At 70.2% G+C, this 25,646-nt stretch carries 20 protein-coding genes, 1 tRNA gene and 1 riboswitch; of the genes, 8 read left to right on the top strand and 13 right to left on the bottom strand.

The annotated features are described in order from the left end of the window. Positions 1–7: 7 nt before the first annotated feature. The 4 genes from metH to LDL48_RS35575 all read right to left on the bottom strand — a co-directional run bounded on the left by metH (position 8) and on the right by LDL48_RS35575 (position 6,827). Positions 8–3,634, bottom strand: coding sequence for a methionine synthase (metH, locus tag LDL48_RS35590; protein WP_225259545.1), 3,627 nt, complete (start codon positions 3,632–3,634; stop codon positions 8–10). Between the two features lie 13 nt (positions 3,635–3,647). After that, positions 3,648–3,724, bottom strand: a riboswitch (S-adenosyl-L-homocysteine riboswitch). A gap of 114 nt (positions 3,725–3,838) precedes the next feature. Further along, positions 3,839–5,026, bottom strand: a complete 1,188-nt coding sequence (locus tag LDL48_RS35585) for a serine hydrolase domain-containing protein (RefSeq protein WP_372472266.1) — start codon at positions 5,024–5,026, stop codon at positions 3,839–3,841. Positions 5,027–5,125: 99 nt separating this feature from the next. Beyond that, entirely contained in the window at positions 5,126–6,118 is a 993-nt protein-coding gene (locus LDL48_RS35580; RefSeq protein ID WP_225259543.1) for a glycerophosphodiester phosphodiesterase family protein, read from the bottom strand. A gap of 64 nt (positions 6,119–6,182) precedes the next feature. Continuing rightward, the gene (locus LDL48_RS35575; protein ID WP_225259542.1) at positions 6,183–6,827 is read right to left on the bottom strand and encodes a response regulator; all 645 of its coding nucleotides are present in this window, start codon (positions 6,825–6,827) and stop codon (positions 6,183–6,185) included. Between the two features lie 21 nt (positions 6,828–6,848). Here LDL48_RS35575 and LDL48_RS35570 point away from each other — a divergent pair, with 21 nt between their 5' ends. Beyond that, positions 6,849–7,970: a sensor histidine kinase gene (locus tag LDL48_RS35570; RefSeq protein ID WP_225259541.1), complete on the top strand. Its 1,122-nt coding sequence runs from the start codon at positions 6,849–6,851 to the stop codon at positions 7,968–7,970. Further along, positions 7,967–8,686 carry a copper homeostasis protein CutC gene (locus LDL48_RS35565; RefSeq protein WP_225259540.1) on the top strand — a complete coding sequence of 240 codons (720 nt, stop codon included), beginning with the start codon at positions 7,967–7,969 and terminating at the stop codon, positions 8,684–8,686. The genes LDL48_RS35570 and LDL48_RS35565 overlap by 4 nt, the downstream gene beginning before the upstream one ends. A 15-nt stretch (positions 8,687–8,701) precedes the next feature. Here LDL48_RS35565 and LDL48_RS35560 read toward each other — a convergent pair whose 3' ends face one another. After that, positions 8,702–9,544: a glycoside hydrolase family 16 protein gene (locus tag LDL48_RS35560; RefSeq protein ID WP_225259539.1), complete on the bottom strand. Its 843-nt coding sequence runs from the start codon at positions 9,542–9,544 to the stop codon at positions 8,702–8,704. Between the two features lie 544 nt (positions 9,545–10,088). On the opposite strand from LDL48_RS35560, the gene LDL48_RS35555 reads away from it, so the two are divergent. After that, entirely contained in the window at positions 10,089–10,799 is a 711-nt protein-coding gene (locus LDL48_RS35555; RefSeq protein WP_225259538.1) for an SDR family oxidoreductase, read from the top strand. 102 nt (positions 10,800–10,901) lie between these two features. Here the strand turns inward: LDL48_RS35555 and LDL48_RS35550 are convergent, their stop codons facing one another. Together LDL48_RS35550 and LDL48_RS35545 are read right to left on the bottom strand one after the other, a co-directional pair. Continuing rightward, positions 10,902–11,345 carry a VOC family protein gene (locus tag LDL48_RS35550; RefSeq protein WP_225259537.1) on the bottom strand — a complete coding sequence of 148 codons (444 nt, stop codon included), beginning with the start codon at positions 11,343–11,345 and terminating at the stop codon, positions 10,902–10,904. A 443-nt stretch (positions 11,346–11,788) separates the two neighbouring features. Next, positions 11,789–14,614 carry an AfsR/SARP family transcriptional regulator gene (locus tag LDL48_RS35545; RefSeq protein ID WP_225259536.1) on the bottom strand — a complete coding sequence of 942 codons (2,826 nt, stop codon included), beginning with the start codon at positions 14,612–14,614 and terminating at the stop codon, positions 11,789–11,791. 336 nt (positions 14,615–14,950) lie between these two features. Between LDL48_RS35545 and LDL48_RS35540 the strand changes: the two genes are divergently transcribed. Together LDL48_RS35540 and LDL48_RS35535 are read left to right on the top strand one after the other, a co-directional pair. Next, entirely contained in the window at positions 14,951–15,805 is an 855-nt protein-coding gene (locus LDL48_RS35540; RefSeq protein ID WP_225259535.1) for a helix-turn-helix domain-containing protein, read from the top strand. 34 nt (positions 15,806–15,839) lie between these two features. Beyond that, positions 15,840–16,970, top strand: a complete 1,131-nt coding sequence (locus LDL48_RS35535) for an acyl-CoA dehydrogenase family protein (RefSeq protein ID WP_225259534.1) — start codon at positions 15,840–15,842, stop codon at positions 16,968–16,970. Positions 16,971–17,099: 129 nt separating this feature from the next. Here the strand turns inward: LDL48_RS35535 and LDL48_RS35530 are convergent, their stop codons facing one another. After that, on the bottom strand, positions 17,100–17,297 hold the full coding sequence (locus LDL48_RS35530; protein ID WP_225259533.1) for a hypothetical protein: 198 nt from the start codon (positions 17,295–17,297) through the stop codon (positions 17,100–17,102). Positions 17,298–17,936: 639 nt separating this feature from the next. Then, positions 17,937–18,008, bottom strand: a tRNA-Lys gene (locus LDL48_RS35525). Between the two features lie 247 nt (positions 18,009–18,255). Here LDL48_RS35525 and LDL48_RS35520 point away from each other — a divergent pair. Next, entirely contained in the window at positions 18,256–18,768 is a 513-nt protein-coding gene (locus tag LDL48_RS35520; protein ID WP_225259532.1) for a DinB family protein, read from the top strand. Positions 18,769–18,803: 35 nt separating this feature from the next. Here the strand turns inward: LDL48_RS35520 and LDL48_RS35515 are convergent, their stop codons facing one another. After that, positions 18,804–19,706 (bottom strand): aminoglycoside phosphotransferase family protein, encoded by a 903-nt coding sequence (locus LDL48_RS35515; protein WP_225259531.1) that lies wholly within the window; start codon positions 19,704–19,706, stop codon positions 18,804–18,806. 70 nt (positions 19,707–19,776) lie between these two features. Here LDL48_RS35515 and LDL48_RS35510 point away from each other — a divergent pair, with 70 nt between their 5' ends. Beyond that, the gene (locus tag LDL48_RS35510; RefSeq protein ID WP_225259530.1) at positions 19,777–20,613 is read left to right on the top strand and encodes a DUF4253 domain-containing protein; all 837 of its coding nucleotides are present in this window, start codon (positions 19,777–19,779) and stop codon (positions 20,611–20,613) included. 16 nt (positions 20,614–20,629) lie between these two features. On the opposite strand, the gene LDL48_RS35505 is transcribed toward LDL48_RS35510, so the two are convergent. Further along, the gene (locus LDL48_RS35505) at positions 20,630–21,433 is read right to left on the bottom strand and encodes a hypothetical protein (RefSeq protein ID WP_225259529.1); all 804 of its coding nucleotides are present in this window, start codon (positions 21,431–21,433) and stop codon (positions 20,630–20,632) included. A 179-nt stretch (positions 21,434–21,612) separates the two neighbouring features. Between LDL48_RS35505 and LDL48_RS35500 the strand changes: the two genes are divergently transcribed. Further along, entirely contained in the window at positions 21,613–23,337 is a 1,725-nt protein-coding gene (locus LDL48_RS35500) for a cellulase family glycosylhydrolase (RefSeq protein ID WP_225259528.1), read from the top strand. A 56-nt stretch (positions 23,338–23,393) separates the two neighbouring features. Here LDL48_RS35500 and LDL48_RS35495 read toward each other — a convergent pair whose 3' ends face one another. Together LDL48_RS35495 and LDL48_RS35490 are read right to left on the bottom strand one after the other, a co-directional pair. Then, positions 23,394–23,765, bottom strand: coding sequence for a hypothetical protein (locus LDL48_RS35495; protein ID WP_225259527.1), 372 nt, complete (start codon positions 23,763–23,765; stop codon positions 23,394–23,396). Between the two features lie 11 nt (positions 23,766–23,776). Beyond that, the gene (locus tag LDL48_RS35490; protein WP_225259526.1) at positions 23,777–25,564 is read right to left on the bottom strand and encodes a hypothetical protein; all 1,788 of its coding nucleotides are present in this window, start codon (positions 25,562–25,564) and stop codon (positions 23,777–23,779) included. Positions 25,565–25,646: the final 82 nt, after the last annotated feature.

Genomic DNA, 25,646 nt, shown 5'->3' with positions numbered 1-25,646 from the left:
CCGCCGGTCACGACGGCTCGTAGGCCAGGTTCGGCCGCAGCCAGCGCTCGACCTCGGCGACGCTCAGGCCGCGCCGGGCGGCGTACTCCTCGATCTGATCCTTGCCGATCCGGCCGACGGTGAAGTATCGCGACGCCGGGTGGGCGAAGATCAGCCCGCTGACGCTCGCCGCGGGTGTCATCGCGAACGAGTCGGTCAGACCCAGGCCGAGCTTCGTGGCGTCCAGCAGGTCGAACAGCTCCCGCTTCTCGCTGTGGTCCGGGCTGGCCGGGTAGCCGAGCGCGGGCCGGATGCCGCGGAAACGTTCCGCGTGCAGGTCGGCGATGTCCGGCTGGGCGTCCGGTTCGAACCAGTCGCGCCGCGCCCGCAGGTGGATGTGCTCGGCGAAGGCCTCGGCGAGCCGGTCCGCGAGCGCCTTCGCCATGATCGCGCGGTAGTCGTCCTGCTGAGCCTCGTACCGGCCGGCGAGGTCCTCCGCGCCGTGGATCGCCACCGCGAAACCGCCGAGGTGGTCGCCCGCCGGAGCCACGTAGTCGGCCAGGCAGCGGTTGGCCCGGCCGGCCGGCTTGACGGTCTGCTGCCGCAGCATGGGCAGCCGCACCCCGTTGTCGAGGACGATGTCGTCGCCCTCGGTGTGCGCGGGCCAGAAGCCGTAGACCCCCCGGGCCTGGAACGACCCGTTCGCGATGATCTCGTCGAGCAGCGCGTTCGCGTCGTCGTAGAGTTCCCGCGCGACCGGCTGGTCCAGGATCGCCGGGAACTTGCCCTTGAGTTCCCAGGCCAGGAACAGGAACTGCCAGTCGATCAGCTCGCGCAGCTCGGTCAGGTCCGGTTCGACCGTCCGGAGCCCGGTGAACGCCGGGGTCGGCAGGCCGTCGAAGTCCACCTGCTCGCGGTTGGCCCGGGCCTCCGCCACGGTCAGCATCGGCTGCGAACGCCGGCCGGCGTGCTGTTCGCGCAGGCGCTGCTGGTCGATCCGGTTGGTCACGTCCAGCTTCTCGGCACGGTCGGAGTCGAGCAGGTCGGAGACCACGCCGACGACCCGGGACGCGTCCAGCACGTGCACGGTCGTCCCGTCGTACGCCGGGGCGATGCGGACCGCGGTGTGCTGCTTCGAGGTGGTCGCCCCACCGATCAGCAGCGGCAGTTTCAGTCCCCGGCGCTGCATCTCGGCGCCCACCGCGACCATCTCGTCCAGCGACGGCGTGATCAGCCCGGACAGCCCGATCGCGTCGGCGCCCTCGGCCACCGCGGTGTCCAGGATCTTCCCGGCCGGCACCATCACGCCCAGGTCGACGACCTCGTAGTTGTTGCAGCCCAGGACCACGCCGACGATGTTCTTGCCGATGTCGTGCACGTCGCCCTTGACCGTGGCCAGCACGATCTTGCCCTGGCCGCTCTCGCTGAGGGTCCGGCCGTCCAGCCGGGCCTGCTCCTTCTCGGCCTCCATGAACGGCTCCAGGTACGCCACCGAGCGTTTCATCACGCGGGCGCTCTTGACCACCTGCGGCAGGAACATCTTGCCGGCACCGAACAGGTCACCGACGACCTTCATGCCGTCCATCAGCGGGCCCTCGATGACCTCCAGCGGCCGGGCCAGCCCCTGCCGGGCCTCCTCGGTGTCCTCCTCGATGAAGTCGACGATGCCGTGCACCAGCGCGTACGACAGCCGCTCGCGGACCGGTGCCTCGCGCCAGGACAGGTCCACCTCGCGCTTGGTGCCGGAACCGGTGACCGTGGACGCGAACGTCACCAGCCGGTCGGTGGCGTCCGGGCGGCGGTCGAACAGCACATCCTCGACCAGCTCCAGCAGGTCGGCCGGGATGTCCGCGTAGACCGCGAGCTGGCCGGCGTTGACGATGCCCATGTCCAGTCCGGCGCGCACCGCGTGTAGCAGGAACGCCGAGTGCATCGCCTCGCGGACCACGTCGTTGCCGCGGAACGAGAAGGACAGGTTCGAGATGCCGCCACTGGTACGCGCACCCGGGCAGCGCTGCTTGATCAGCGGAAGGGCGTCGATGAACGCCTTCGCGTACCCGTTGTGTTCGGCGATGCCGGTGGCCACCGCGAGCACGTTCGGGTCGAAGATGATGTCCTCCGGCGCGAACCCGGCCTTCTGCACCAGCAGGTCGTACGCCCGGCCGCAGATCGACACCTTGCGTTCGGTGGTGTCGGCCTGACCCTGCTCGTCGAAGGCCATCACCACCACGCCGGCACCGTAGTCCCGGACCCGCCGGGCCTGGGCGAGGAACTGCTCCTCACCCTCCTTCAGGCTGATCGAGTTGACCACGCACTTGCCCTGCACGCACTTGAGGCCGGCCTCCAGCACCGACCATTTCGAGCTGTCGATCATCACCGGGATCCGGGCGACCTCCGGCTCGGTGGCGATCAGGTTGAGGAACGTGGTCATCGCCTGCTCGCTGTCCAGCAGGTCGGCATCCATGTTCACGTCGAGCAGGTTGGCGCCGCCACGGACCTGTTCCAGGGCGACGTCCACGGCGGCCTGGTAGTTGTCCGACTCGATGAGCCGGCGGAACTTCGCCGAGCCGGTGACGTTGGTGCGCTCACCGATCATCACGAAGCCGGTGTCCCGGCCGATCGCGAACGGCTCCAGCCCGCTGAACCGTGTGGTGACGGCCGGCGGGTCGATCTGCCGGGGCGCCGCGCCGGACACCGCGGCGGCGATCCGGGCGATGTGCGCGGGCGTCGTGCCGCAACAACCACCGACGATGTTGACCATGCCGGAGCCGGCGAACTCGCCGATCAGTCCGGCGGTCTGCTCGGGCGTCTCGTCGTAGCCGCCGAAGGCATTCGGCAGGCCGGCGTTGGGGTGGCAGGCCACGAACGTGTCGGCGATCCGGGCCAGGTCCGCGACGTGCGGGCGGGCCTCGGCCGCGCCTAGCGCACAGTTCACGCCGACGACCAACGGCTGGGCCCGCTCGATCGAGCGCCAGAACGCCTCCACGGTCTGCCCGGACAGGGTGCGGCCGCTGAGGTCCACGATCGTGACCGAGATCCAGAGCGGCAGGTGGGGTGCCACCTCACGGGCGGCCGCGATGGCCGCCTTCGCGTTCAGCGTGTCGAAGATCGTCTCGATCAGCAGCAGATCGACGCCGCCCTCGGCGAGGGCCGAGATCTGCTCCGCGTACGCGGCCTGCACCTGGTCGAACGTGACCGCCCGGTACGCCGGGTCCTCCACCCGCGGCGACAGCGAAAGCGTCACGTTCAGCGGGCCCACCGAGCCGGCCACGAACCGTCCGTCGAACTCGTCGGCGGCCTGCCGGGCCAGCCGGGCGGCCTGCACGTTCATCTCCCGGACGAGCGACTCCAGGCCGTAGTCGGCCTGGCCGATGCTGGTCGCCGTGAACGTGTTGGTGGTGGTGATGTCGGCGCCGGCCGCGAGGTACTGCCGGTGCACGTCGAGGATGAGGTCGGGCCGGGTCAGATTGAGCAGATCCGGGTCGCCGGTGACATCGTGCGAGTGGTCGACGAGCCGGTCGTCGTGAAAGTCCGCGCTGGTGAGCTGTGCGCCCTGCAGCATCGTGCCCCAGGCGCCGTCCAGCACCAGGATGCGCTCACTCAACAGCTCGCGCAGTGCCGACGCCGTGTCCCGGTGCGTTGCTGATCTGCTCAAGAGGCCACCTCCGTAATCGGAGGCGCCCTTGTGAATCGTGGTTCCGGCCGAGCGTGGCGGGCCGAGCCCGTCGCAGCGCCCCTCGGCCTGGTATCCGAGAATACCCGACCCCACCTAGAGTCCGGCTCGAGGCGAGACGACGCGGCCGCCACGTGCCGGTGATGCCGGCACCGTGGCGGCCGCGCCTCGGGGGAGGAGGAAGGTCTAGCGTCGCGACGGCTTCCCGGCGCACAGGGCGGCGTCCAGGGCGGCCAGCGGATCGTTGAGGGCCTCCAGGGACGTGAGTTCGTCCCGGGTCAGCACGATCGTGACGGCCCGGCCGTCGGCGGTGACACCGGTGCGGCTCTGGTAGCCGTCCATGTCGCCACCGTGTCCCCAGGCACTGCCGCCACAGCTCAGCGGGATCTGGAAGGCTCCCAGCCCGTACCGCCAGCCGGGCAGCAGGTCGTTCTCGGCCGGAACGCTCTTGCGCATCTCCGCCAGTTGCGGGGCCTTGAGCAGCCGGCCGTCCTGAAGCGCCACCATGAACCGGTTCACGTCACTCGGGGTCGCGACGAGCCGACCGGCCGCGCCGGCCATCGACGGATCCAGCTCGGTGATGTCGACCAGCTTGTCGGTGGCCGGATCGGTCACGTATCCGCGCGGGTGCGCCCCACGGACGGTCTGGTCGCCCTCGCCGGGCCAGTACGTGTGCCGCAGGCCGACGCGCCTGATGATGCGGTTGGTGATCTCCTCGCCGATCGGGCGGCCGGTCACCTTCTGCACCACCAGGCCGGCCAGGATGTAGTTGGTGTTGCTGTAGGAGAACTTGACGCCCGGATCGGGGCGCTCCTCCGTCGTCAAGCCGCTCTGCAACAGGTCGTGGTCCTCGCGGAAGGTGTGCCGGTCCTGGAGAATGCCGTTCGGCAGGAGGTCGTAGTTCGGCAGGAGACTGGTGTGCTGCAGCAACTGGCGGATGGTGATCTTCCGGCCGTCGATGCCCTTGCCGCGGACCAGACCGGGCAGGTACTCCTCCACCGGCGTGTCCAGGCCGATCCGGCCCTCGCCGACGAGCTGCAGGACGACCACGGCGGTGTACATCTTGGTGTTGCTGGCGATCCGCACGTAGCCGTCGACCGGCACCTTCGCCTTGGTGCGCAGGTTGCCGACGCCGGCGGTGTAGTTGGTGATGTGGCCCTTGCGGTCCCGGACCGAGGCCAGAACGCCGGGCGCGTGGCCGGCCTTCACCATGCTCTCCAGCCTTGACTGGAGGGCGCGGTCGCGGGATTCGGCGGCGGCCGGCTGCGCCGCCGCGATGCCGGACGCGACCAGACCGGCAAGAGCTGCCAAGGCCACCGCTGCGGCGGCGCTACGCCGACCACGCCGGCTCTGCGCTGAGATTGAACTGGACACCGGGGACTCCCTGGTAGCTGTCGGGCTGACGGGACAAGTCTCTGATCCGCAGCTACCGACATCGATCCCCTGTGCTGGCGTCTGTTGGTACAGCCAGCGCTACCCGCGCAGTCGCGGCGTAACCACGTCGGTCCGGTTGGTCCAGAGCCAGCCGGACCAGTCCGCCGGTACCGCGTCCAGATCCGCGGCCCGGTCGAAGCCCTCCGACCAGGGCCCGTCACCGGCGACCAGGACCACCCGGGTGTCGGCCGCGCGCATCCGGTCGACGAAGAGATGGGGCCAGCCCCACAGCAGCCGGCCGTAGCGCTGCGGCAGGTGCAGCTCGGTGTGCCGGCACGCAGCCGGAACGTGGCCGGTCCACCCGGTGCCGAGGTAGCGCAGCAGGCAGTCCTTCATGATCTTCTTCGAGGTGGCGCGGATCTGCGGCAGCCGCTCCCGGACGGCGCCGACCGCGGCGTCCCCGCCGTACACGGCGATGGTGGCCAGCCGCTCCGCGGGCAGGGTGGCCAGGTAGTCGGCGAGCCGTTCACCCTCGGCCGGGTCGTCGTTCTTCAGGTCGACGAGCAACTCCCGGTCCGGGAACGCGGCGACCACCTCGGCGGCGGTGGGCAGCAGGCCGGCACCACGGCCACGGAGCGGGTACGTGGCGCCGCCGTCGGCCGTGTAGCCGTACCCGAGATCGAGCCGGCGCAGCGCGGCGAGCGGATGGTCCCGCACCCGTCCGGTGCCGTCGGTACGGCAGTCCAGCGTCGCGTCGTGGAACACGGCCAACTGGCCGTCCGCGGTCACCTGCACGTCGAACTCGAGCATGTCGGCGCCGGCCGCGAACGCCGCCCGCATCGACGGCAGGGTGTTCTCCAGGTAGGTGTGCTCCGGCGGGTGGATGCGGGTGGCGGTGCAGGTGTCGCCCTCGACGCCGTCCAGCGGGAAGGTCTGCGCGATGCCGCGGTGCGCCAGCAGTAGCGGCCGGCCGCCCTCGGCACCCCACAACGCCGAGCTGTTGCCGACGTACAACCCGGCGGCCGCGAGCAGGAGGACGATCAGGGCGATCCGCAGCCGGCGGAGCCGGCGCGCGCGTTTCGGGGAGGACACCCGAGCAGCCTTCCAGCGCCGGCCGGGCACCGGAACCGGCGAAGGACCTAGCCGGTCTACGTCCTTAGGACAGGTCCCGGGCGATCAGCGCGGCCTGGGTCCGGCTGGACACCGCAAGCTTGGCGAGCAGGTTGCTCACGTGGGCCTTGACCGTGCGCTCGGCGAGCGCGAGGTCCCGCGCGATGTCGTGGTTGGTCATGCCGCGCCCGAGCCGGGCGAGCACCTCCCGCTCGCGTCCGGTCAGCAGCCGCAGCCGGGCACCGGAGTCCGCCGCGCCGGTTCCGGCGGGCGCCGGCCACAGCAACTCGGCGGCGGACGCGCTCAGCGCGGTCACCCCGGCGTGCGCGCCGCGGACGGCGGCGGCGAGTTCCGCGCCGCTGGCGTCCTTGAGGACGAACCCGTCCGCGCCGGCGGCCAGCGCCCGCTGCACGTCCGCCGCCCGTCCGACCGTGGTCAGCATCAGCACCTTCGCGGACACCCCGGGAAGGCGCGAGCGCACCTGCCCGAGAATCCGTACGCCGTCCGCGCCCGGCAGATACAGGTCCAGCAGGATCACGTCGGCCACCGCGGGATCGGCGGCCAGCAGGTCCAGCAGGGCGGCGCCGTCCGGCAGCTCGGCCACCACCCGCAGATCCGGCTGGGTGCCGAGGATGAGGCTCAGCCCCTCCCGGACCAGCGCCTGGTCGTCGACGATGACAAGCCGGATCATCCGGTCATGGTATTCAGAGCCATGTCATTTCCGCTCCGGTCACCGCTGGCCGACCGGCTGCGCGGTCACGCGCCGGCGCTGGTGGACCTGGCCCTGGGCGCCGCGACCACGCTGCTCTTCGTCCTTTCCGGCACCGCCGTCTCGGCGCCGCTGGCCGTGGCGCAGCTGGCGCCGCTGTTCTGGCGGCGCCGGTTCCCGTCCGCGGTGCTGATCGTGGTCGGCGGCGCGACCGCGGCCCACACGACGCTGGGCATGGCCCGCGCGGTCGGATTCTTCCCCGCGATGATCGCGCTGTACACCGCCGCCACGCACCGCTCGCCGGCCGTCCGGTGGGTGCTGTGCCCGCTGGCCGGCGCCGGCATGGCCGCGGCCAGCGGAGTCCGGCACGGTCCGGTCGAGGGACTGCTGATGGCCGTCGTCACGGTGACGGTCGCCTGGCTGGCCGGGGTGGAGCGCAGCGAGCACGTGCGCCGGCGCACCGAGGCGGCCCGGCTGCGGCTGGAGCGCCGGATCGCCGAACAGGAGACCGCCGCCGCCGAGGACCGGGAACGCCTGGCCCGCCGGGTGCACGACACGCTCGCGCACACGGTCACCGTGATGCTGCTGCAGACCGAGGCCCTGCGCGCCACCACCGCCCTCGACCCGGCCGGGGAACGCCGCGTGGACGTCGTGCTCGACGCCGGCCGTACCGCGCTCGCGGAGGTCCGGGCCGCCCTGGCCGACGGCGCGGAGCAGGACTCGGCGACGCTGCTGAACCGTCGCCTGGACACCCTGTGCGCCGCCGGGCTACGCCTGACCGGACGCCCACCCGACCTGCGCGACACACTTCCGGCGCCGGTGCGGGCGGTGGCCGACCGGCTGATCGGCGAGGCGGCCACGAACGCGCTGCGCCACGACGGACCCGGCACCCGGCTGACCATCACCACGGCGTGCCGCGACGGCACGCTGTTCCTGCGGACCGTCACCGAACCGGCCGGCGCCGCGGGTGGTCCCGCTCCGCGCGGCGGCGCCGGCTTCGGGCTGCGCAGCCTTTCCGAGGACCTCAGCGGGTACGGCGGGAAGCTGGCGTACGGCCCGGTCGTCCCGTCCGGCTGGCAGATCGAGGCCCAGTTTCCGGGTGCGCGTGTGGCCGGGACGCGATGACCGCCTTCGAACTCGCGGTACAGGACACCGACGGGCTGGCGGTGGCGGCCCGCCTCGGCGTGGACCGGATCGAACTGTGTTCCGCGCTCCCGCTGGGCGGCGTCACCCCGTCGCTCGCCCTGATCGAGGCCGCCGTCACCCACCCGCGGATGCCCCCGGTCCACGTGCTGATCCGGCCCCGCCCCGGCGGGTTCGGCTATTCCGCGGACGAGACCGCGCTGCTGCTGCGCGACATCCGGCACGCCGTCACTGCGGGTGCCGCCGGTGTGGTGCTCGGCGGCCTGCGCGACGGCCGGGTCGACACCGACCTGACGCTCCGGGCCGTGGACGCCGCCGCCGGCGCGACGGTCACCTTCCACCGCGCCTTCGATCTCCTGCCCGACCCCGAGGAAGGCATCGGCATCCTGGCCGGCCTCGGCGTACACCGGATCCTGACCGCCGGCGGCCCGACCACCGTCGCCGACGGCCTGCCCGGCCTCGCCCGCCTGGTCCGCGCGGCAGCCGGCCGGATCGAGATCATGGCCGGCGGCGGTGTGCGGCCGGACCTGGTCGGCGATCTGGTGCGCACCGGGGTGGCGGCGATCCACGCCTCGGCGAAACGCACCGTGCCGGACCCGGTGGCGGTCGAACTCGGCACCGCGGCGGGTGCCGGCGTCACCGGCCGGGAGACCACCGACGAGGCGGAGGCCGAACGGATCCTGGCGGCCCTGCGGTGACCGACGGTAGGGGCTCTAGGTGTTCTGCCCGGCCGGGTAGACGCGGACGTAGTCGACCACCATCTCCTGCGGCAGTACCTCGTCGTGCGGCCTACCCGGCCAGTCGCCGCCCACCGCGACGTTCAGCAGCAGGTAGAACGGCTGCTGATCGAAGACCCAGGTGGCACCGGCCGGAATGTTGCGCGGCGTGACGGTCTTGTAGACCGCGCCGTCCAGCAGGAAGTCGATCCGGTCCGGGGCCCAGTCGATCGCGTACGTGTGGAAGTCCGCCGACAGCTCCGAGCCGATGGTCTTCTCGCCGCCGCGACCCGTGGTGTCGTCCTCCGCATAGCCGGGACCGTGAATGGTGCCGTACACGGTCCGGGGATGGTCGCCGACGTTCTCCATGACGTCGATCTCGCCGTTGACCGGCCAGTCGCCCCGATTGCCCATCATCCAGAAGGCCGGCAGCAGCCCCGGACCCCGCGGGATCTTGATGCGCGCCTCGAATCGGCCGTACCTCTGGCTGAAAAGTCCTTCGGTCTTGATCCGGCCCGAGGTGTATTTACCGCCGGATTCCTTGCGCGCCGTAATGACCAGGTGACCCTCGCCGTCCAGCCGCACATTGTCGGTGCTGTCGGTGTAGGTCTGGTACTCATTGTTGCCCCAGACCTCGCCGTATCCGAGGTCGTAGGCCCATTTGCCGGCGTCCACCCCGCGTCCGGCCGGACCGTCGAATTCGTCGGCCCAGACGGGTTCCGCGGCGCCCGGGGGCTCGGCGGCGGAAGCGGAACCCAGCATCGGAACGACCACGGCAATGGTGGCGACCAGCCCGACCCCGAGTGCGGTCGCAACGGCAACGGTGCGTTTCCTGGGCATGGCACGCCTCCTCGGATTCGTACGATCGACCAGAACCGTTGTAGCGGATCACGGCAGCGCCGTCCCGCCGGAGAGTGCGAAGGCGCAGCAGTCCTGCCCCTTGAGCGTCGTCGGCCGCGACGTGGTGGCTCGGTGAGCCCGCTGGGTCTACCGGATGTTGTTGATCGTGCTCATCGCAGTCTGATGGCGCACTGACTGACGTTGCGAAAGATCGGTTCCCGGGAGGAGTTCTTCCTCCATTCGATCCTGGAGTTGACGGGTGGCCAGTTCTCGGGGATCGAGTTCGGTGGGTTGCGGCTTCAGCGACACCACGTCCGGTGGCCGGTCACCGGACGAATCTCCGGTCCTGATCGCGCACGAGCAGACTGTGCTTGTCGCCGTTCCCTCAGCTTCAGCTGCCGCAGGGCGACGACCATGCTGGGAATGGCGACGGCGAGCGCCACGGCGGAGACCACCACACCGGTCGCCCGGTCCCACGACCGGCGCAGTGATGCACCTCGCACTGCTTGCCCCTCACGTCAACGTCAGGTTTTAGCGTGGTGACATGCAGATCAACGGCACAAAAGCTCTCGTCACCGGCGCCAACCGCGGCCTCGGCAAGGCATTCGCCGAGGCTCTCCTCGCCCGCGGCGCCACCACCGTCTACGCCACCGCCCGCCGCCCCGACCGGATCACCATCCCCGGCGTGGTACCCCTCCGACTGGACATCACGGACCCGGCATCCATCGAGACCGCGGCGGCCGAGGTAGGCGACCTCGACATCCTGATCAACAACGCCGGCATCTCCACCGACGCCCCGCTGCTCGGCCCCTCCACGGACAACATCCGCCGCGAATTCGACACCAACTTCTGGGGCACCCTCAACGTCACCCGCGCCTTCGCCCCCAAACTTCCCGGCGGCGCCATCCTCAACGTCATCTCGGCGCTGAGCTGGTACGCCTTCGCCCCCGCCAGCAACGGCTACGCCGCGTCCAAGGCCGCGGAATGGTCTCTCACCAACGGCATCCGCCTCGAACTGGCCGACCAGAAGACCCAGGTCACCGCGCTGGCCCTGGCGATCGCCGACACCGACATGATGGCCGCCTACGACATCCCCAAACTCCCACCCCACGAGGTGGTCGCCATGGCCCTGGACGGCCTGGAAGCCGGCAAGCTCGAGGTGATCGCCGACGCTCCCACCGCCAACGTCAAGGCCTCCCTCTCCCGCGACCCCGCCCTGTTCTACGCCGACATCCCCGGTGCCCTCTTCGGCTGAGACGCACGCGGTGGGCGCGGCAGGGTGAGGCAGCCGGCCGGCCCCTGAGGAGAGAAGGCCATGGCAGCGCTCGGCGTCCGAGACGCGGTGCGGGGCTGCGGGTCACTCCCGGTGCCGGCCCAGGGGCGACCTGTCGCCGACGGACCACCTGTGGCCGAACGGATCGGTGAAGCCACCTTGGCGGTGCGTTCCCCACACCACGCGGTGATCCTCGACGCCCGACCCGGCGGTGGCGCCGGCGGCGACGGCGCGTTCGACGATGTGGTCGGGGTCGTCGGTGAACATCTCGACGCGGACACTCGTGACGCCCGCCCGGTCGGGACTGGTCTCCGTGGCGTTGCGCGGGTTGACCTCATGGAGGAAGAAGGGGGCGCCGGCAATCTCGAGGCCGACCACCCCACCCAGGTTCCACAGCTCGGTCGCGCCCAATGCCGTCTGGTACCAGGCCGCCGCCGCCTCGGCGTCCGGAACGATGAGCATCACCGAGATCACCAGCGGTACGGCGGGCGCACCGCCGCCGGACAGGACGGAACGATCGTCGGTCATGGGCACAGCATGCCGGAGATGATCGGTGACGTCCGACGTGGTCCGATCGCTCGAGTCGGCGACTGCCGTGGCCTCGGTCCTTCTGACCGGAGTCGCCGATCGACCTTAACCACCGGTAACTTCTTTGATGGCTCTCGATCTTGCAGCCGGTCTCCGCTAGGCTCACGACCCGTGCAAGATCAACGCTCAGTCCGACGCGGACGTCGAACAATATTGAAGCACGGCAACATCGCGCTTCTGCCGCTCCTCGCAGCCGTATTCGCGGCGGAGCCCGCCTTCCAGGCCCTTGCCTGGCGTTGCATTAGCCCATGGTAATCGCACTATCTCTACTCTGAGTGAGATTCCGGGGCTGCGGCAAGCCATCGCCTCGCAGCCCCGGACATTGTCCGGTGACCAGTAGTCGTGTGACTACATTAGCACGTGCGGGGCCGCGCGGGAAGCAGTCACCTCAAGCGGTCCAGAAGCGGCGGCGCATCGGGTCCGGACAGCTCCATGGCGATCGTCCGGCCCTCGGCCCTGACGCGAGCCGCTTCCGCCGTCCTTCCCGCCCCGTCGAGCGCGTCCGCCAGCACCGCCAACGCCTCAGCCCGGCGGAATGAGTCGCCGAGCTCCGTGCACGCGGCCAGCGCGGTCCGGGCATGCGCCACCGCGGTGGCCGGATCGCGGACGCGGACGATGTCAGCGTGGATGACCAGCGTGTCGCAGCGGCCGGGAGCATCGTGGATCCGCTCGTGGATGGTCATCGCAGCGGAGCAATGGCGCTCCGCCAGGTCCCACTCGGCCGCGGCGAGGTGGAACCGGCTCAGTGCGTTGTGGCTCTGCGCCTGCGCGCGCTCCGACGCGAGCTTCTCCCTGATCTCGAGCGATTGCCGGTACGCGCCCAGGGCGAGATCGGAACACCCGTCCTTCCGGTACGCATCGCCCAGCCGATGCAGCGTCGCGGCCTCGGCGAAGGCGTACCCCAGTCGTTGGAACGCCGCACGGGCCTCGTGGAACAGGGCGATCGCACGGCCGGTGTCGCCGAGGTTCAACAAAGCGCAGCCATGGTTGTGGACACACAGGTACTCGGCGTCCTGGTGCCCTGATTCCGCGGCACGGGCGCGTCCGGCGGTCAGCGGGGCGATGGCCCGGTCGTACTGGTGCAGCCCGAAAAGTGCATAGCCGAGGTTGGATAGGTTCGCTATCTCTCCGTAGGCGTGGCCGTCGCGACGAGCCTCCTCCGCGCCGAGCTGGTTCATCTGCACCAGATCCTCGTAGCCGCCGGCGCGGGTGAACAGGTCGTGCACCGCCGCCGGGATCTGCCACGCGTGACGGTGCAGGCCGTGGCGAGCCGCCATCCGCGCGGCTGTCGCGAGGTTCAGCCGCTCCGACCGGCACCAGGCGAACGCGGCGTCCTCCGTCGCGAACTCCATCACGTGCGGCGGCGCAGGCGGGAGATCCGGCACCGGCGGCAGCTGCGGCGCCAGGACGGCCGCGGCATTCGTGGCCGAACGCAAGAACCAGGTGAGCACCGCCGCCCGCGCCGCCGCGACGTCCAGCGGGTCCTCGGCCTCGCCGACCGCTTCGGCATACTGGCGTAGCAGGTCATGCAGACGGTAGCTCCGCGCGGTGTCGTAATCCACCAGGTTGGCCCGGGCGAGCACGTCGAGGATCCGCTCGGTTTCGGCGACGCCGGAGCCGGCCAGCGCGGTTGCGGCGTCCAGGCTGATGCGCGTGCCCGGGTGCAGGGCGAGGCGGCGGAACAGGCGCGCGGCGTCCGGCGTCAGAGCGCGGTACGACCAGCTGAAAACCACCCGCAGCGAGTCATCTTCGGCGTCCGCCCACAACAGGCGGTCGTGCAACTCGTCGACCAGCTCCGCGATCCCGGCGCGTGGACGTTCCGCCACCCGTACCCCGATGATCCGCAGGGCGAGCGGCAGGCCGGCGGCCAACCCGGTGAGCCGGCGCACCGCCTCGGGCTCGGCGGCGGCGCGCCGCTCGCCGATGATCTCGGTCAGCAAACTGGCCGCCTCGTCGTCGGTGAGCGGCTCACCCACCAGTTGGCGCACACCGTCGCGCACGGTCAGGCCGCTGAGCCGGTCACGGCTGGTGATGACGGTCAGGCAGGAGGACACGGCCGGGATCAGCGGGCGCACCTGGGCCGGCTCGGCGGCGTTGTCGATGACCAGCAGCACGCGCCGCCCCGCGAGCAACTCGTTGACGCGATGGCGCCGATCGTCGACATTCTCCGGGATGCGGTCGGGAGGCACGCCGAGCGCGTGTAGGAAGCGGGCCAGCGCCTCGCGCGGCGCGACCGGATCACCCGCACCGAACCCGCCTGCGTCGAGGTAGAGCTGCCCGTCGGGGAAGAGGCCCACATGGCGGTTTCCCCAGTGGACGGCCAGCGTCGTCTTGCCGATGCCGGGCATGCCGGTGATAACGACGGCGCGCGGGCGGCCGAGGCCCGGTTCGGCCAGCCGATCGAGCTCCGCGAGCAGACCGGCGCGGCCGACGAAGCCGGGGATGCCATACGGGAGCTGTCGCGGGCGCAAGTCGGGCGGGTGATTCCATTCGGCGCGGACGGCGTCGAGTTCGATGTCGGGGTCGGCGCGCATCTCCCGTCGATAGCGCTTGCGGAACTCGGCGAGATGCCGGCGTGCCGCGTTCTCTCGGCCGGCGGCGCACAGCGCGCCGATCCACAGCCGGACCAGGGCCTCGTCCAAATCGTATTCGTTCACCAGATCCTCGAGCTGCAGCAGCACGGCGTGGTGCCGTCCGATCCGCAGGCGGGCGCCGGCCAACTGGGTGTGTGCGTCGATCAGCGCATCGGTGAGCTGCCGCCGCAGGTGCTCCGCCGGTGCTCCGCGCAGGTCGGCCAGGGCGTCGCCACGCCACAGCTCGACCGCCCGTTCGAGGTCGGGCACCGCCGCGGCGGCGTCCCCGGCCATCAGTGCCGCGCGTCCTTGGTCGACCAGCGTGCGGAACCGGTGGAGATCTATCGACCGGGGGTCCACGTCCAGCCGGTAGCCGATTTCGGTCCGAGCCAGCTCGTGGTCGACACCGCTGCGGTCCAGGGCGGCCCGCAACCTGGCGACCAAGGGATAGAGCGCCGGTCGGCGGTCGGCCGTGCCGCCATCCGGCCACAGCAGTTCGATCAACCGGTCGACGCGCACCGGCCTGCCGACGTACAACAGCAGGAGCGCGAGCAGACCCCGTTGCTTGGCCGCGCCCAGCGGGATCGACGTGTCACCGTCGATCAGCTCGGTCCGGCCGAGAATGGCGAACCGCAACGCACACCCCCAGAGTGATGTGTCAAACACTCAGCGTGTTCATTGACATAAGCTTGCGTCAATATGGGATATCGCGCTGTGCGATACCGGACACGCCACCGCGAGTTCTGGTGCCATGGAGCCCCCCGCGGTCCTACGCGCACCCGCTCACGGCCTGGTCACGACGTCGTCCGCCTGGTCGGATGCGTGGCGATGAACATCAATGGACCGATGTGCCAATCGGGTCGACCGACAAGCGAGCAAGCCGCGGTGAATGCCGCACCGTGCCGGCGGTCGGACCGCACGGCGGTCCATCTCCGGTAGGCAGGCTGGTAGTTTTCGGGCCAGGCTGGATCGATGGAGATAAGAGATCATTCGTGGGTGGTCTCCCGTAACGATCTTGGAGCCGCGCTCCGACGCTGGCGTGAGCGCGCGTCCCCGCCGAGCGGGTTGCGTTCGGCCGCACGCCGGCGTACGCCCGGGATGCGCCGAGACGAGCTGGCCGCCATGGCCGGTGTGTCCGCCGAGTACGTCAAGCGCCTCGAGCAAGGGCACGGAAGACCGTCCGCCCAGGTGCTGTACTCGCTCGCCCGGGCCCTGCGCCTGTCCAGCACCGAATACGAGTACCTCTGCTCGGTCGCCGGGCACGTGCCGTCGCGCGCGGGCCGAGTACCGCATGAGGTGGGTTCCGGCGCGCGGCACCTGCTCGACCGGCTCGGTGACGTACCGATTCTGGTTCTGGACGCCGCCTGGACACTGCTCGCCTGGAACGCGGCCTGTGAGGCAATGTGCTACGTCTCGATGTCGGTTGACGGCCGGGATCGCAACATGGCCTGGCGCGCCTTCACCGGCATGGAGGGGTGGACCCGGGCGGGGTCTGCCGCGGAAGCGCGTTTTCAGCAGGCGATTGTCGCCGACCTGCGGGCGACCGCCCTGCGGTATCCGGACGACGACTGGGTCGCGGACCTGGTCGCCGACCTGAGGGCGGTGAGCGAACCGTTCGCCGCCATGTGGGAGTCGCCCGCGGACCACGAGGATCGGCGCCATCGGCTCACCCGACGCCATCCCGTCGTGGGGGAGATCACGGTCGACTGCGACATCATGACGATCCACGAGGGTGACCTCCGTGCGGTCGTGTACACCGCGGAGCCCGGCTCGGTCGACGCCGTACGACTGGCCGCCACCCGCACTCGGCGGGCCCATCCGGGCTGACGCTGCTCCTCACGCAAAGGACAAGTTCGCTGCCATGAACGAATCGCTGCTGGATGCTGCCCGCAAGACGGTGCCGACGCTGCGGGAGAACGCGGAGCGTACCGAACGCGACCTGACGCCGGCGCCGGACAGCGTGGCGGCGGTGCGGGCCGCCGGACTGTTCGCCCTCACCGTGCCGAGCGCGGCGGGCGGATCAGAGGCGGATCTACGTACGCAGGTGGAGGTGCTCGCCGAACTCGGACGCGGATGCCCCTCCATCGCGTGGGTCGTCGGCCTGAACGCCGCGAACAAGGGCGTGGCCCGGCTACTGCTGCCGGATGCCGCTCAGGAAGCCGTCCTCGCCGACCCGGACGCGGTGTTCTGCGCCACCCAGGTGGTGTCGCGCGAGAGCAGCGGCGTGCGGGTCCCCGGCGGTCTGCGGGTCTCCGGACGGTGGGCGATGGCGTCCGGCTCGGAGCTGGCGTCCCTGGCCATGGTCGCGGTGCCGCTGCCGGACGCTGCGACACCGGTGCCGGCCATGGCCCTGGTGCCGCTCTCCGACCTGTCGGTGGATCGGACCTGGCGCGCGGCCGGTCTCGGCGGTACGAGCAGCCATACCCTGGTGGCCGAGGACGTTTTCGTGCCGGACGGTTTCGTCACCTTCCCCGACGCTTTCCGGCCGATCCCGCCGGAAGCGATGTTCGCGGGCGGCCTGACGGTGCTCGCCCCGATGATCGGGGCGACCCGTGGGGCGCTGGACCTGGTCGCGGACGCGATCGCCGGCGGCCGGGCGCCGTACATGACCACCTACGCCCGGGTGGCGGACTCCCCGCTCGGGCGGTACTGGTACACCGAGGCGCGGCAGCGCGCCGATACGGCGATGCGGCGCACGGTCCGGGTAGCCGACGTCGTCGACGGGCTGCCGCCGGGCAGCGATCTGCCGGTGACCGAGCGGGCCGAGCTGCGGATCGAGCTGTCGACGGCGGCCCGCGAGTGCCGCGAGGCGATGGAGTTGCTGCTCGACCTGCACGGGGCGAGCGGGTTCGTGGAAGACAACCCGCTGCAACGATTGTGGCGGGACGTCGCCGTCGGCACCCGGCATCCGTTCTTCACGCCGTACATCCTGGCCGAGGACTACGGCCGGCTCTCGTTCGACGTGCTGCCGACCGCGTCGCTCGCCCTCTGAGGATCCGACCCCAGGAGGAGCTGACCGTGTGCCGGGATGCCACACGCGGAGTTGGTCGGCCGGCTGGTTGAGCAGGCCCGCTGCGCGGGCCTGCTCATGACCGGCGAAGGCGGTCTGCGGCAGAGGGGATCAGCAGGCGCCGGTCCGCCACTTCACCCTCGTCACGGAGAGGGGCACGTAGTAGAACGACTCGCCGGGGCGGGCGCAGTCCGTGCCGGTGAACGTCCTTCCGTCATAGAAGTAGGACCAGGTGATGTCGACGTTCCGGGATGTGTAGTTGTAGTAGTTGAACGCGGTGACGCTGCCGGACCAGTCGCTGTCGGTCATCAGAGACGGAGTCGCCGTCGGACCCTGCGGCGGGTGATCCGTGTTGGGCCAGATGCAGAGCATGCCCTGTGGGCAGTTGCCCGGCCCCCAGTATTCAACCGATGCTCTGGTGGTTGCCGCCGCGGCGGCGGGAGCGGTGGCGAGCACAGCGGTGACGGACGCGGCGACGGCGACGGATCTCAGCAGCATGGCACACCCACTTCGATGGACATCGATGACTTGCTCCGACATTATGGGTAGAAGGTTGAAGTGTCAACCTCCAGAATGGACCGTGCCCAGACGGCTCAACCGACCTGCCCATCCCGGCGGCGCGACGGCCTTCGTAGCCGAACGACTTACCGGCGGTCCCACGGCGACGTCTTGACCCGTTGGCGCCCGGCACCATCGGCCGGCCCCACACGACCTGGCCACGGACGCAGTCCTCGACCTGCCGGCGCACCGTCACCCTGGGGACGGTCGTGATCGCCGACGGGCTCTTCCGGCATCGGGACGAGATCGGCGAGGCCGGGGACCTGTCGGTGTTCCTGGAAGTCCCCTCGGCGTCACCGCCGGACGGATGGCGTACCGCGACGGCACGAACCCCGATCCGGAACACCCGCGCATGCGGCGCTACGCCGAAGCCTGCATACAAGATCAAAGTGGGCCGCCGGGGACTCGAACCCCGAACCTATGGATTAAAAGTCCACAGCTCTGCCATTGAGCTAGCAGCCCGCGGTAGAAGGGTACCTGTTTGGGCTTGCGAGAGCCTCAGCCGTCTGGCCTGTGCCGCTATTTGCCCTGGTCAGTGCTGTTCCCCAGCCGTGGGACACCACCACGCGCGACGGACGCCGGCGGTCCACCGAAACGGCGCCAGACCGTCCCCGCGCCGGCCGGACGCCACGCCTTCGCTCGGGTGGGCGGCTCGCTCCAGGCGGAGCCCTCGACGGTCGAGGTGCAGGACCACGCATAGGGTCCCCTGGTGACCGCGCAGCGACCGCTCGACAGCGAAGAACTGGCCAGCACCGCGCCGGAGCGGGAGGTTCTCGAGGCCTTCCTGGATGCCTATCGGGCCGAACTGGCCGGCGCACTCCGCGGTGTGTCGGAGGAGCAGGCCCGGCGACGGCTGGTTCCGTCCCGGACCACTCTCGTCGGCCTCGTCAAACATGCCGCCGCGGTGGAGCGGAACTGGTTCTTCCATACGCTGGCGCGGCTGCCCCGGGAGCAGATCGCCGGCAACTCCACCGGCGACGACGCCAGCTGGGACGTTCGCCCCACCGAAACGCTCGCGGACGTCGTGGCGGAGTACGAGGACGTCTGCCGGCAGTCGAGGCGCCTGGCGGCGGACGTCGACCTTGGTGACACCGTGCCTCATCCGCGGCTGGGCATGGTGTCGCTGCGTTACGTGTACGTGCACCTGATCCGAGAGCTGGCACGGCACTGCGGTCACGCCGACATCCTGCGCGAACAGCTCGGTGTCACCGCACAGGGCTAGCGACGCTCTCTCGGAGCACGGCAGCGGCCAGGGTGTCAGGGCGCCCGGAGGACGTCCGCGAGGCGCTGTTCGAGTCGGCTCCGGGCGAGATCGTCGCTGATCTCCACCCCGTGGTCACGCCATGGTTGGACGACCTTCACCGGGTCCGGCAGATGGCCGACGATGTCCATGACGTTCCAGTACCGGGCCTGGTCCTCGGCCGACCCGTCGTCAGCGTGGCGGCGGTATGCGTGGGTCCATTCGGCCGCCGCCGCGCAGCCGTGCAACATGGCCAGGTAGGTGGCGGTGTGCGCGACGTCCAGGTCCGCCGGGCCCCATGATGTCTCGACCCAGTCGACGACGCCGCTGATCCGGTCCGCCGACCACAGCACGTTCCCGGGGTGGAAGTCCCGGTGCAGGAATCTGCCGGCGTACCCCGGCGCGGTTTGCTCCAGCAGCTCGAACGCCTGATCCCACAGCGCCGGCCGGCGCGCCCACGGCGGCCTGACCCGTTTGCTCGGCGGCGCCCAGGATTGGTAGTCCCGGGGCCTGTCCGGTCCGGGGTCGAAGCGGTGGATTTCCGCGAGCGTCCGCGCCAAGGGTTCCACGACGTCGTCCGCGGCGGAGTCCAGGCGCAGGCTTCCGGGCAGCCAGGACATGAGATGGGCCGGCGCCCCGGCGGTGTCCCCGGACAGATCGAGGGCAATGCTGCGTGGCACCGGGATCCGGGATCCGGCCAGTTGGCGCTGCACGGTCGACTCCCTGGCGAGCAGCCCGGCCGCGTGCCGGCGCCAGGGCTCCTTCGTCATCAGCCGGAGAACAGCCTGCTCCCCGTCGTCTCCGGTCAGGGCCAGCATGGTCGAGGTCCAGCCGCCGGTGAGAGTTCGTACCCGGACTATCCGACGTTGCCAGGCCGCCTCGGCCCAGCCGATCTGATTCCCGGTAGCGGCAGTGGTCACGCCACCATCCTGCCGCCGCCGGTCCGGCCGCCGCACCGATCTGTCGTACCGGCGCAGTAACCTGCGCCGCATGAGTGGCCCGCCGACCCACCTCCAGGAGGACTCCGACGGGGACCGGAGCCCCGGCCTGCCGCCCGGGCGGACGGTGCACGAGACCCGGGACGGTGGGCCGGCCGAGCCTCTACTGTGGATCAGCGACGATCCGCCCGCGGCGGGTCTGTGGGGTGCCCTGCACGCCGTCCACGGACAGACCGGCCGGTGGCCGCTGATCCTGGGAAGTAGTCCGTACTCGCCGGGTAGCCCGTGGACGACCGGCGACCTCGACCGCAGCCTGGTCGAGACCGGGCCCGGCGATCACGACGCCGCCGCGCTGTTGGCCGGGTGGTGGGTGACGTACGCGACGGCGGAGGAGGACGAGGACGCCATCACCGCGTCGGAGCAGGTGGACGTCACGGCGCCGTTCGGGGACCGGTGGCCGGGGCTCGCGCCGCCCGGCACGCCGCAGGAGGATCCGGCGGTTCGGGCGGGCGAGTTCGCGGACCATCTGGTGGCTGATTCCTGGCTGACCGCACCGCGTCTGGGGCTGTGCGTCAGCGCACGCGGTGCCGACGCGGCGGCCGATCTCGGGTGGGGCGGCGCGTTGAACTACGACAACGACACGGCGAAGTTCAGCACCGTCCTGCGCAGCTGGGAGGGCCGGTTCGGGGCCCGGGTGGTCGGCATCGGCCCGGCCGAGCTCTACCTCAGCGTCGCGGCTCCGCCCACCGACCCGGACCATGCGCTGCTGGTCGCCGCGGAACACTTCGCGTTCTGCCCGGACAACGTGTGGCAGTCCGACCTGAACACCCTCGTCCGGTACGCCGGAAGCATCACTGACCGCGCCTGGTGGTCGTTCTGGTGGGACTGAGCCGCGACCGCCGAGCCTACTTCTCCACGTACTTGCGGAACGTCTCGTACAGCTGCCGTTCGTCGACCCCGCTGTAGATCGTGCGGTCACCGCGCAGCATGACCATGAACGGGCATTCGTCCTGTTCGCCGGCGACCTTCTTCTCGGCGAGTCTCTTGCCGGTCGCCACCTCGTACAGCGACAGGCGGTAGATGCCCTCGCGCATCGGCACGGTGGTCTTGGGCTCGTCGAACTTGCAGCTGCGGAGCTTCCTGCCGTTGTCGACGCGGTGCATGCAGGCGACCAGCCGGGCCTTCGCCGGGTCCTTCGGGTCCCACGCCTTCTGGGTGGCGCCCGGGTTCTGGTAGCTCGACATGTAGATCGACTGCGGCCGCCAGCCCAGCTCTTCCTCGTCCTTGATCTGCACGCCGACCGGGTTGGTGCTGCCGGCCTTGTACTTCGGCGACTGCGGGTAGTACCACTGTTCGCACACCCGGCCGAGGTCTTCTCTCGTCCGTACGGGGTACGAGCTGGCCCGCGGTCCCACGGGAGCGTCGTCGTCCGCTGCGTCCGACTTCCGCTTCGGGGTGTCGCCGGCGTATGCGGGCCGGGTGCCGTCCTCGGCCCGTTCCTGGGCGGCGTTGAGGTTGTTGGCCAGCCGGATCCCGCCGTAGCCGATGGCGCCGACGCAGGACGTGGCGACGAGCGCGACGGCGATCAGCGCCGGGATCAGCAGCGGCGAGCGCTTCTTCGGCGGCGGGCCGGCCGGCGGGCCGGTCGGTGGAGGGCCCGGCGGCGGAACCCACCCCGGCTGACCAGGCGGATCGGAAAAGTTGACCATGACATCCCCCGTTCATCGAGCCGCGATGATATCCGCAGGCCACGGCTCCGCGTGCACCGGACGTCGAGTTATGACGGATGTTGCGGGCAGATTACCGAGAACATAGTCTCCGATCTATGGGAGCGCTCCCACGCGAGTGAAGGCGCTCAATTTCTGAGCTTCGGAAGGTCCTCATGAATATGACCGGCAAGGCCGGTAGCCGCGGGCGCCTGCGTGCACCGCTGGCGATCGCCACCGCGGCCGCGGCCATGGTCGCCGCCGCGGTGACCGCCATCATGCCGCCCGCTGCTGCGGCGGCCCCCGCCAAGGACTGGCTACACGTCCAGGGCAATCAGATCGTCGACGAGGCCGGCAACCCGGTCTGGCTGACCGGCACCAACTGGTTCGGCTTCAACGCCTCCGAGCGCGTCTTCCACGGCCTCTGGTCGGCGAACGTCACCGAGGTCACGAAGTCGATGGCGGATCGGGGCATCAACCTGGTCCGGGTGCCGATCTCCACCCAGCTGCTGCTGGAGTGGCGGGCGGGCACGTTCGCACCGGCGAACGTCAACACGTTCGCCAATCCGGAGCTGGCCGGCAAGAACTCGCTGGAGATCTTCGACTACTGGCTCGCGTTGTGCGAGCAGTTCGGGATCAAGGTGCTGCTCGACGTGCACAGCGCCGAAGCCGACAACTCCGGCCACAACCACCCGGTCTGGTGGAAGGGCACGATCACCGCGGAGGACTTCTACCAGGCCTGGGAGTGGGTCACCGGCCGGTACCGCGAGAACGACACGATCGTCGCGATGGACATCAAGAACGAGCCGCACGGTGCGCAGAACGAAAGCCCGCGCGCCAAGTGGGACGGTTCGACCGACGCCGACAACTGGAAGTACGTCGCGGAGACCGCCGCCAAGCGGATCCTGGCGATCAACCCGAACGTGCTGGTCCTGGTGGAGGGCAACCAGGTCTACCCGCGGCCGGGCAAGGACTGGAGTTCCCCGAACACCAACCCGGACCTGACCCCGAACTTCTACAACACCTGGTGGGGCGGGAACCTGCGGGGCGTCGCCGACCACCCGGTCCAGCTCGGCGCCAACCAGGACCAGCTGGTCTACTCGCCGCACGACTACGGCCCGCTGGTCTTCGAGCAGCCCTGGTTCACCAAGCCGTTCGACAAGGACACGCTGATCGCGGACGTGTGGGGCCCGAACTGGTTCTACATCCACCAGAACAACACCGCGCCGCTGCTGATCGGGGAGTGGGGTGGCCGGCTGGGCCAGGACGCGCGCCAGGACCAGTGGATGACCGCGCTGCGCGACCTGATCGTGGAGAACAAGCTGCACCAGACGTTCTGGGTGCTGAACCCGAACTCCGGTGACACCGGTGGTCTGCTGCTCGACGACTGGAAGACCTGGGACGAGCAGAAGTACGCCCTGCTGAAGCCGGCGCTCTGGCAACACGGCGGCAAGTTCGTCAGCCTCGACCACCAGGTGCCGCTCGGCGGGACCGGTTCGACCACCGGGATCAGTCTGGCCCAGCGGTACGGCGAGGACCCGGGCCCCGGTCCCAGCTCGCCCGGTCCGAGTTCCCCCGGTCCCAGCTCGCCGGGTCCGAGCTCGCCGGCGCCCACCGGGTCCTGCACCGCGACGTACAAGGTCGTGAACAGCTGGGCCAACGGGTTCCAGGGCGAGGTGTCGATCACCAACACCGGCGCGAGCGCGGCCCGTGGGTGGGCGGTACGACTGGCCACCGGCACCGGCACCCGCATCGCCAACGTGTGGGGCGGCGTGCTGAGCGGTGACACCGTTTCCAACGCGACCCACAACGGGGCGCTCGCCCCGTCCGCGAGTACGACCTTCGGGTTCCTGGGCGAGGGCTCGTCGCCGACGGCGATCACCGTGGCGGGCTGCTCGGCCAGCTGATCCGACCCTGCGGAAGTGGACGGTCGGCGCTCTGCCGCCGGCCGTCCACGCCGGGGTCAGCGGCGGTGGAGCGTCATCTTCCGGAGAGTCTGCATCAGCATGAGGAAGGTCCACGGCCGTCGAGCCGGAGTGGACGGTGCCGGTTCGGCGGTGCCGTCGTCCGGCTCGCGCCGCGCCTGCTGCCGGCGGAAGTCCTGATCGAACTGCTTGACCTCATGGGCGATCCGGGCGCGCACGGACTCCGGCTCATGAGCCTCACGCCGCAACGTGTCGACGGCGGCACTCCACGCATCGGCCACCCGGCTGCGGTCATCGAGCGGGCGACGCGGCGGCAGCGTGCCGGACGGGACGTACTCAGCGCTGGGAATCTGCCAGTAGGCGTCATGGGCAGCTGAGCCGTTGTCCCGCTTGGCCCTGAATCGCGCCATCGGTCCCCCAATCAAAGTTTGACGCTATCACCGTCGGTGTGGCCCTGTCGCTCCTTCTTTCGGAGGAGTCCGTTATAGACCTGTACTTTCAAGGCGAAGCGGTACGACACATACATCAAGTTCACCGCGGAGATCAGGAAAAGGACTACCCACCACGGCTCGCTGATGCCAACGATGCTCGAGTGGAACGGGATGTGCCCGTGATGGGACGTGAAGTAGACAGCAATCGCTACTGCGGATACCACTGCCGTGACGATTTGTGACAGTCGGGCGAGCATTGACGATCCGACCAGAGATCGACTGTCGCCGGAGAAGCCGAACCAGGTCGCCGCGGCGGCGGGCAGGGCGAGCGCCAGCCCGGGCAGGCTCATCGACGGCGCCCCGCTGGTCGAGGCGAGCCGGCCCATGATGGCCAGGAGGAACGTCGAAACAAGTGCGGTCACCACCGCGGTGGCCCGCGATCCGGGCGGTACCTCTTTGAATCGGGCGAACAGTTCAAGGTCTTTGAAGCGCTCTTGACGACCGGCGCCGAAACCGCGTGTGTACAGATGGACGAAGCTCTGCCCCAATTTGGGGGTGACGCGATAGTGGCGGTCGATGTCGGTGAACCGTCGCCCTTTCGGAACGGCGATCATCCGGTGCGCGCAACCATTCGGGCCCGGCTCGGTCGGCTCCCAGGACCGCGATACGTCCGCCCGGCAGTGCCGGCACCGGAAGTTCTGATCGAGGACGTATTTGCTGGCCGGACCGTTGATGTAGAGGTGGAAGCTGCCGGCCGTGGCGGACAGGTGCACCGGCACGACCACCTGGTTCGGCTTCAGTCCGAGGAGGACCCGCATCCAGCCGAAGTTGAAGCCCGGCTCGCTGAGCGCGGACGGGATGAGCGTGCGCTCGTAGCGCAGCAGGGTCCGGCCGCCGGTGATCGCATCCTTCGGTACCACCGCGACGATCGGATAGGCCGCGCTCAGGGCGGCGACGTACCGGCGCAGCTCCTGCACGCTCTCCTTCTCGCCGTCCAGCCGGTACCGGTTGAAGGCGCTTCGCACCCGCGCGGCGACCTCCTCGTGGTCGACGGCGCCGCGCTTGGTCAGTTGCTCCAGCAGGATCAGTTCGAGCGCACGATGCTTCTCGGTCATGCGCGGTGCGATCGGCCAGGGCGGACGTCTGCGCGGCCGGCCGGACTGAATGGCCAACTGGAGCAGGAGCCGCAGGCCGGCCGCGACGAGTTCGGTCGACTCCTCGAACGAGAGATCGGCCAGTGGCTTGCCGGAACCGTCGGTGATTCTGAGGTTGTCGACCAACTGTCCCTTGGGCGGGCTGAACAGCAGGATGTACCGGGGTCCGCTGGTCGTGTCCTGCGTCGGCGGGAGCGAGTACTCGATCGCGATCTGTTGCGTGACGATCCGTTCCTCCAGGTCGATTCGCTCGGTGACCCGGGTGCGGTAGAGCGTCGGATCCGTGATCATCCGGACGAACGTCTCGACGGTGTGGTTGCCGAACGTGCCGTCCAGGTGGTCGACGACGGAGATCTGCAACCGCATCAGCCGGTCGATGCTCGGCTGCGGTGGCTCGATGGCGGCACCCGCGGGTCTCGCGTCGAGGGTGCGCCACAGCCGGCGGAAGAGGATCCAGGCCAGCCACAGTCCGATCGCCAGGCAGAGCAGGCGGAGGGTCAACTCGATGTCGTCCCGGCGATGCCGGAACGGCTCGCCGAGGAGTCCGCTGCTGCCGGCGAGCGCGAGGAACAGGAAGGTGAGGAGGCTGAGCGACACCGTCCTGATCGAGATCCGTCGCTTCACGGTTCGCCTCCGAGATAGTTGCAGAGCGCAACGAGCCAGTTACACCCTGGCAATCTCGGCGGACGTATGTCCATAGGTAAAT

The organism is Jidongwangia harbinensis (genome assembly GCF_020216025.1).
Taxonomy (GTDB): Bacteria; Actinomycetota; Actinomycetes; order Mycobacteriales; family Micromonosporaceae; genus Actinoplanes; species Actinoplanes harbinensis.
The sequence above is the reverse complement of the archived record's forward strand: the minus strand, read 5'-3'. Positions and strand labels throughout refer to the sequence as shown.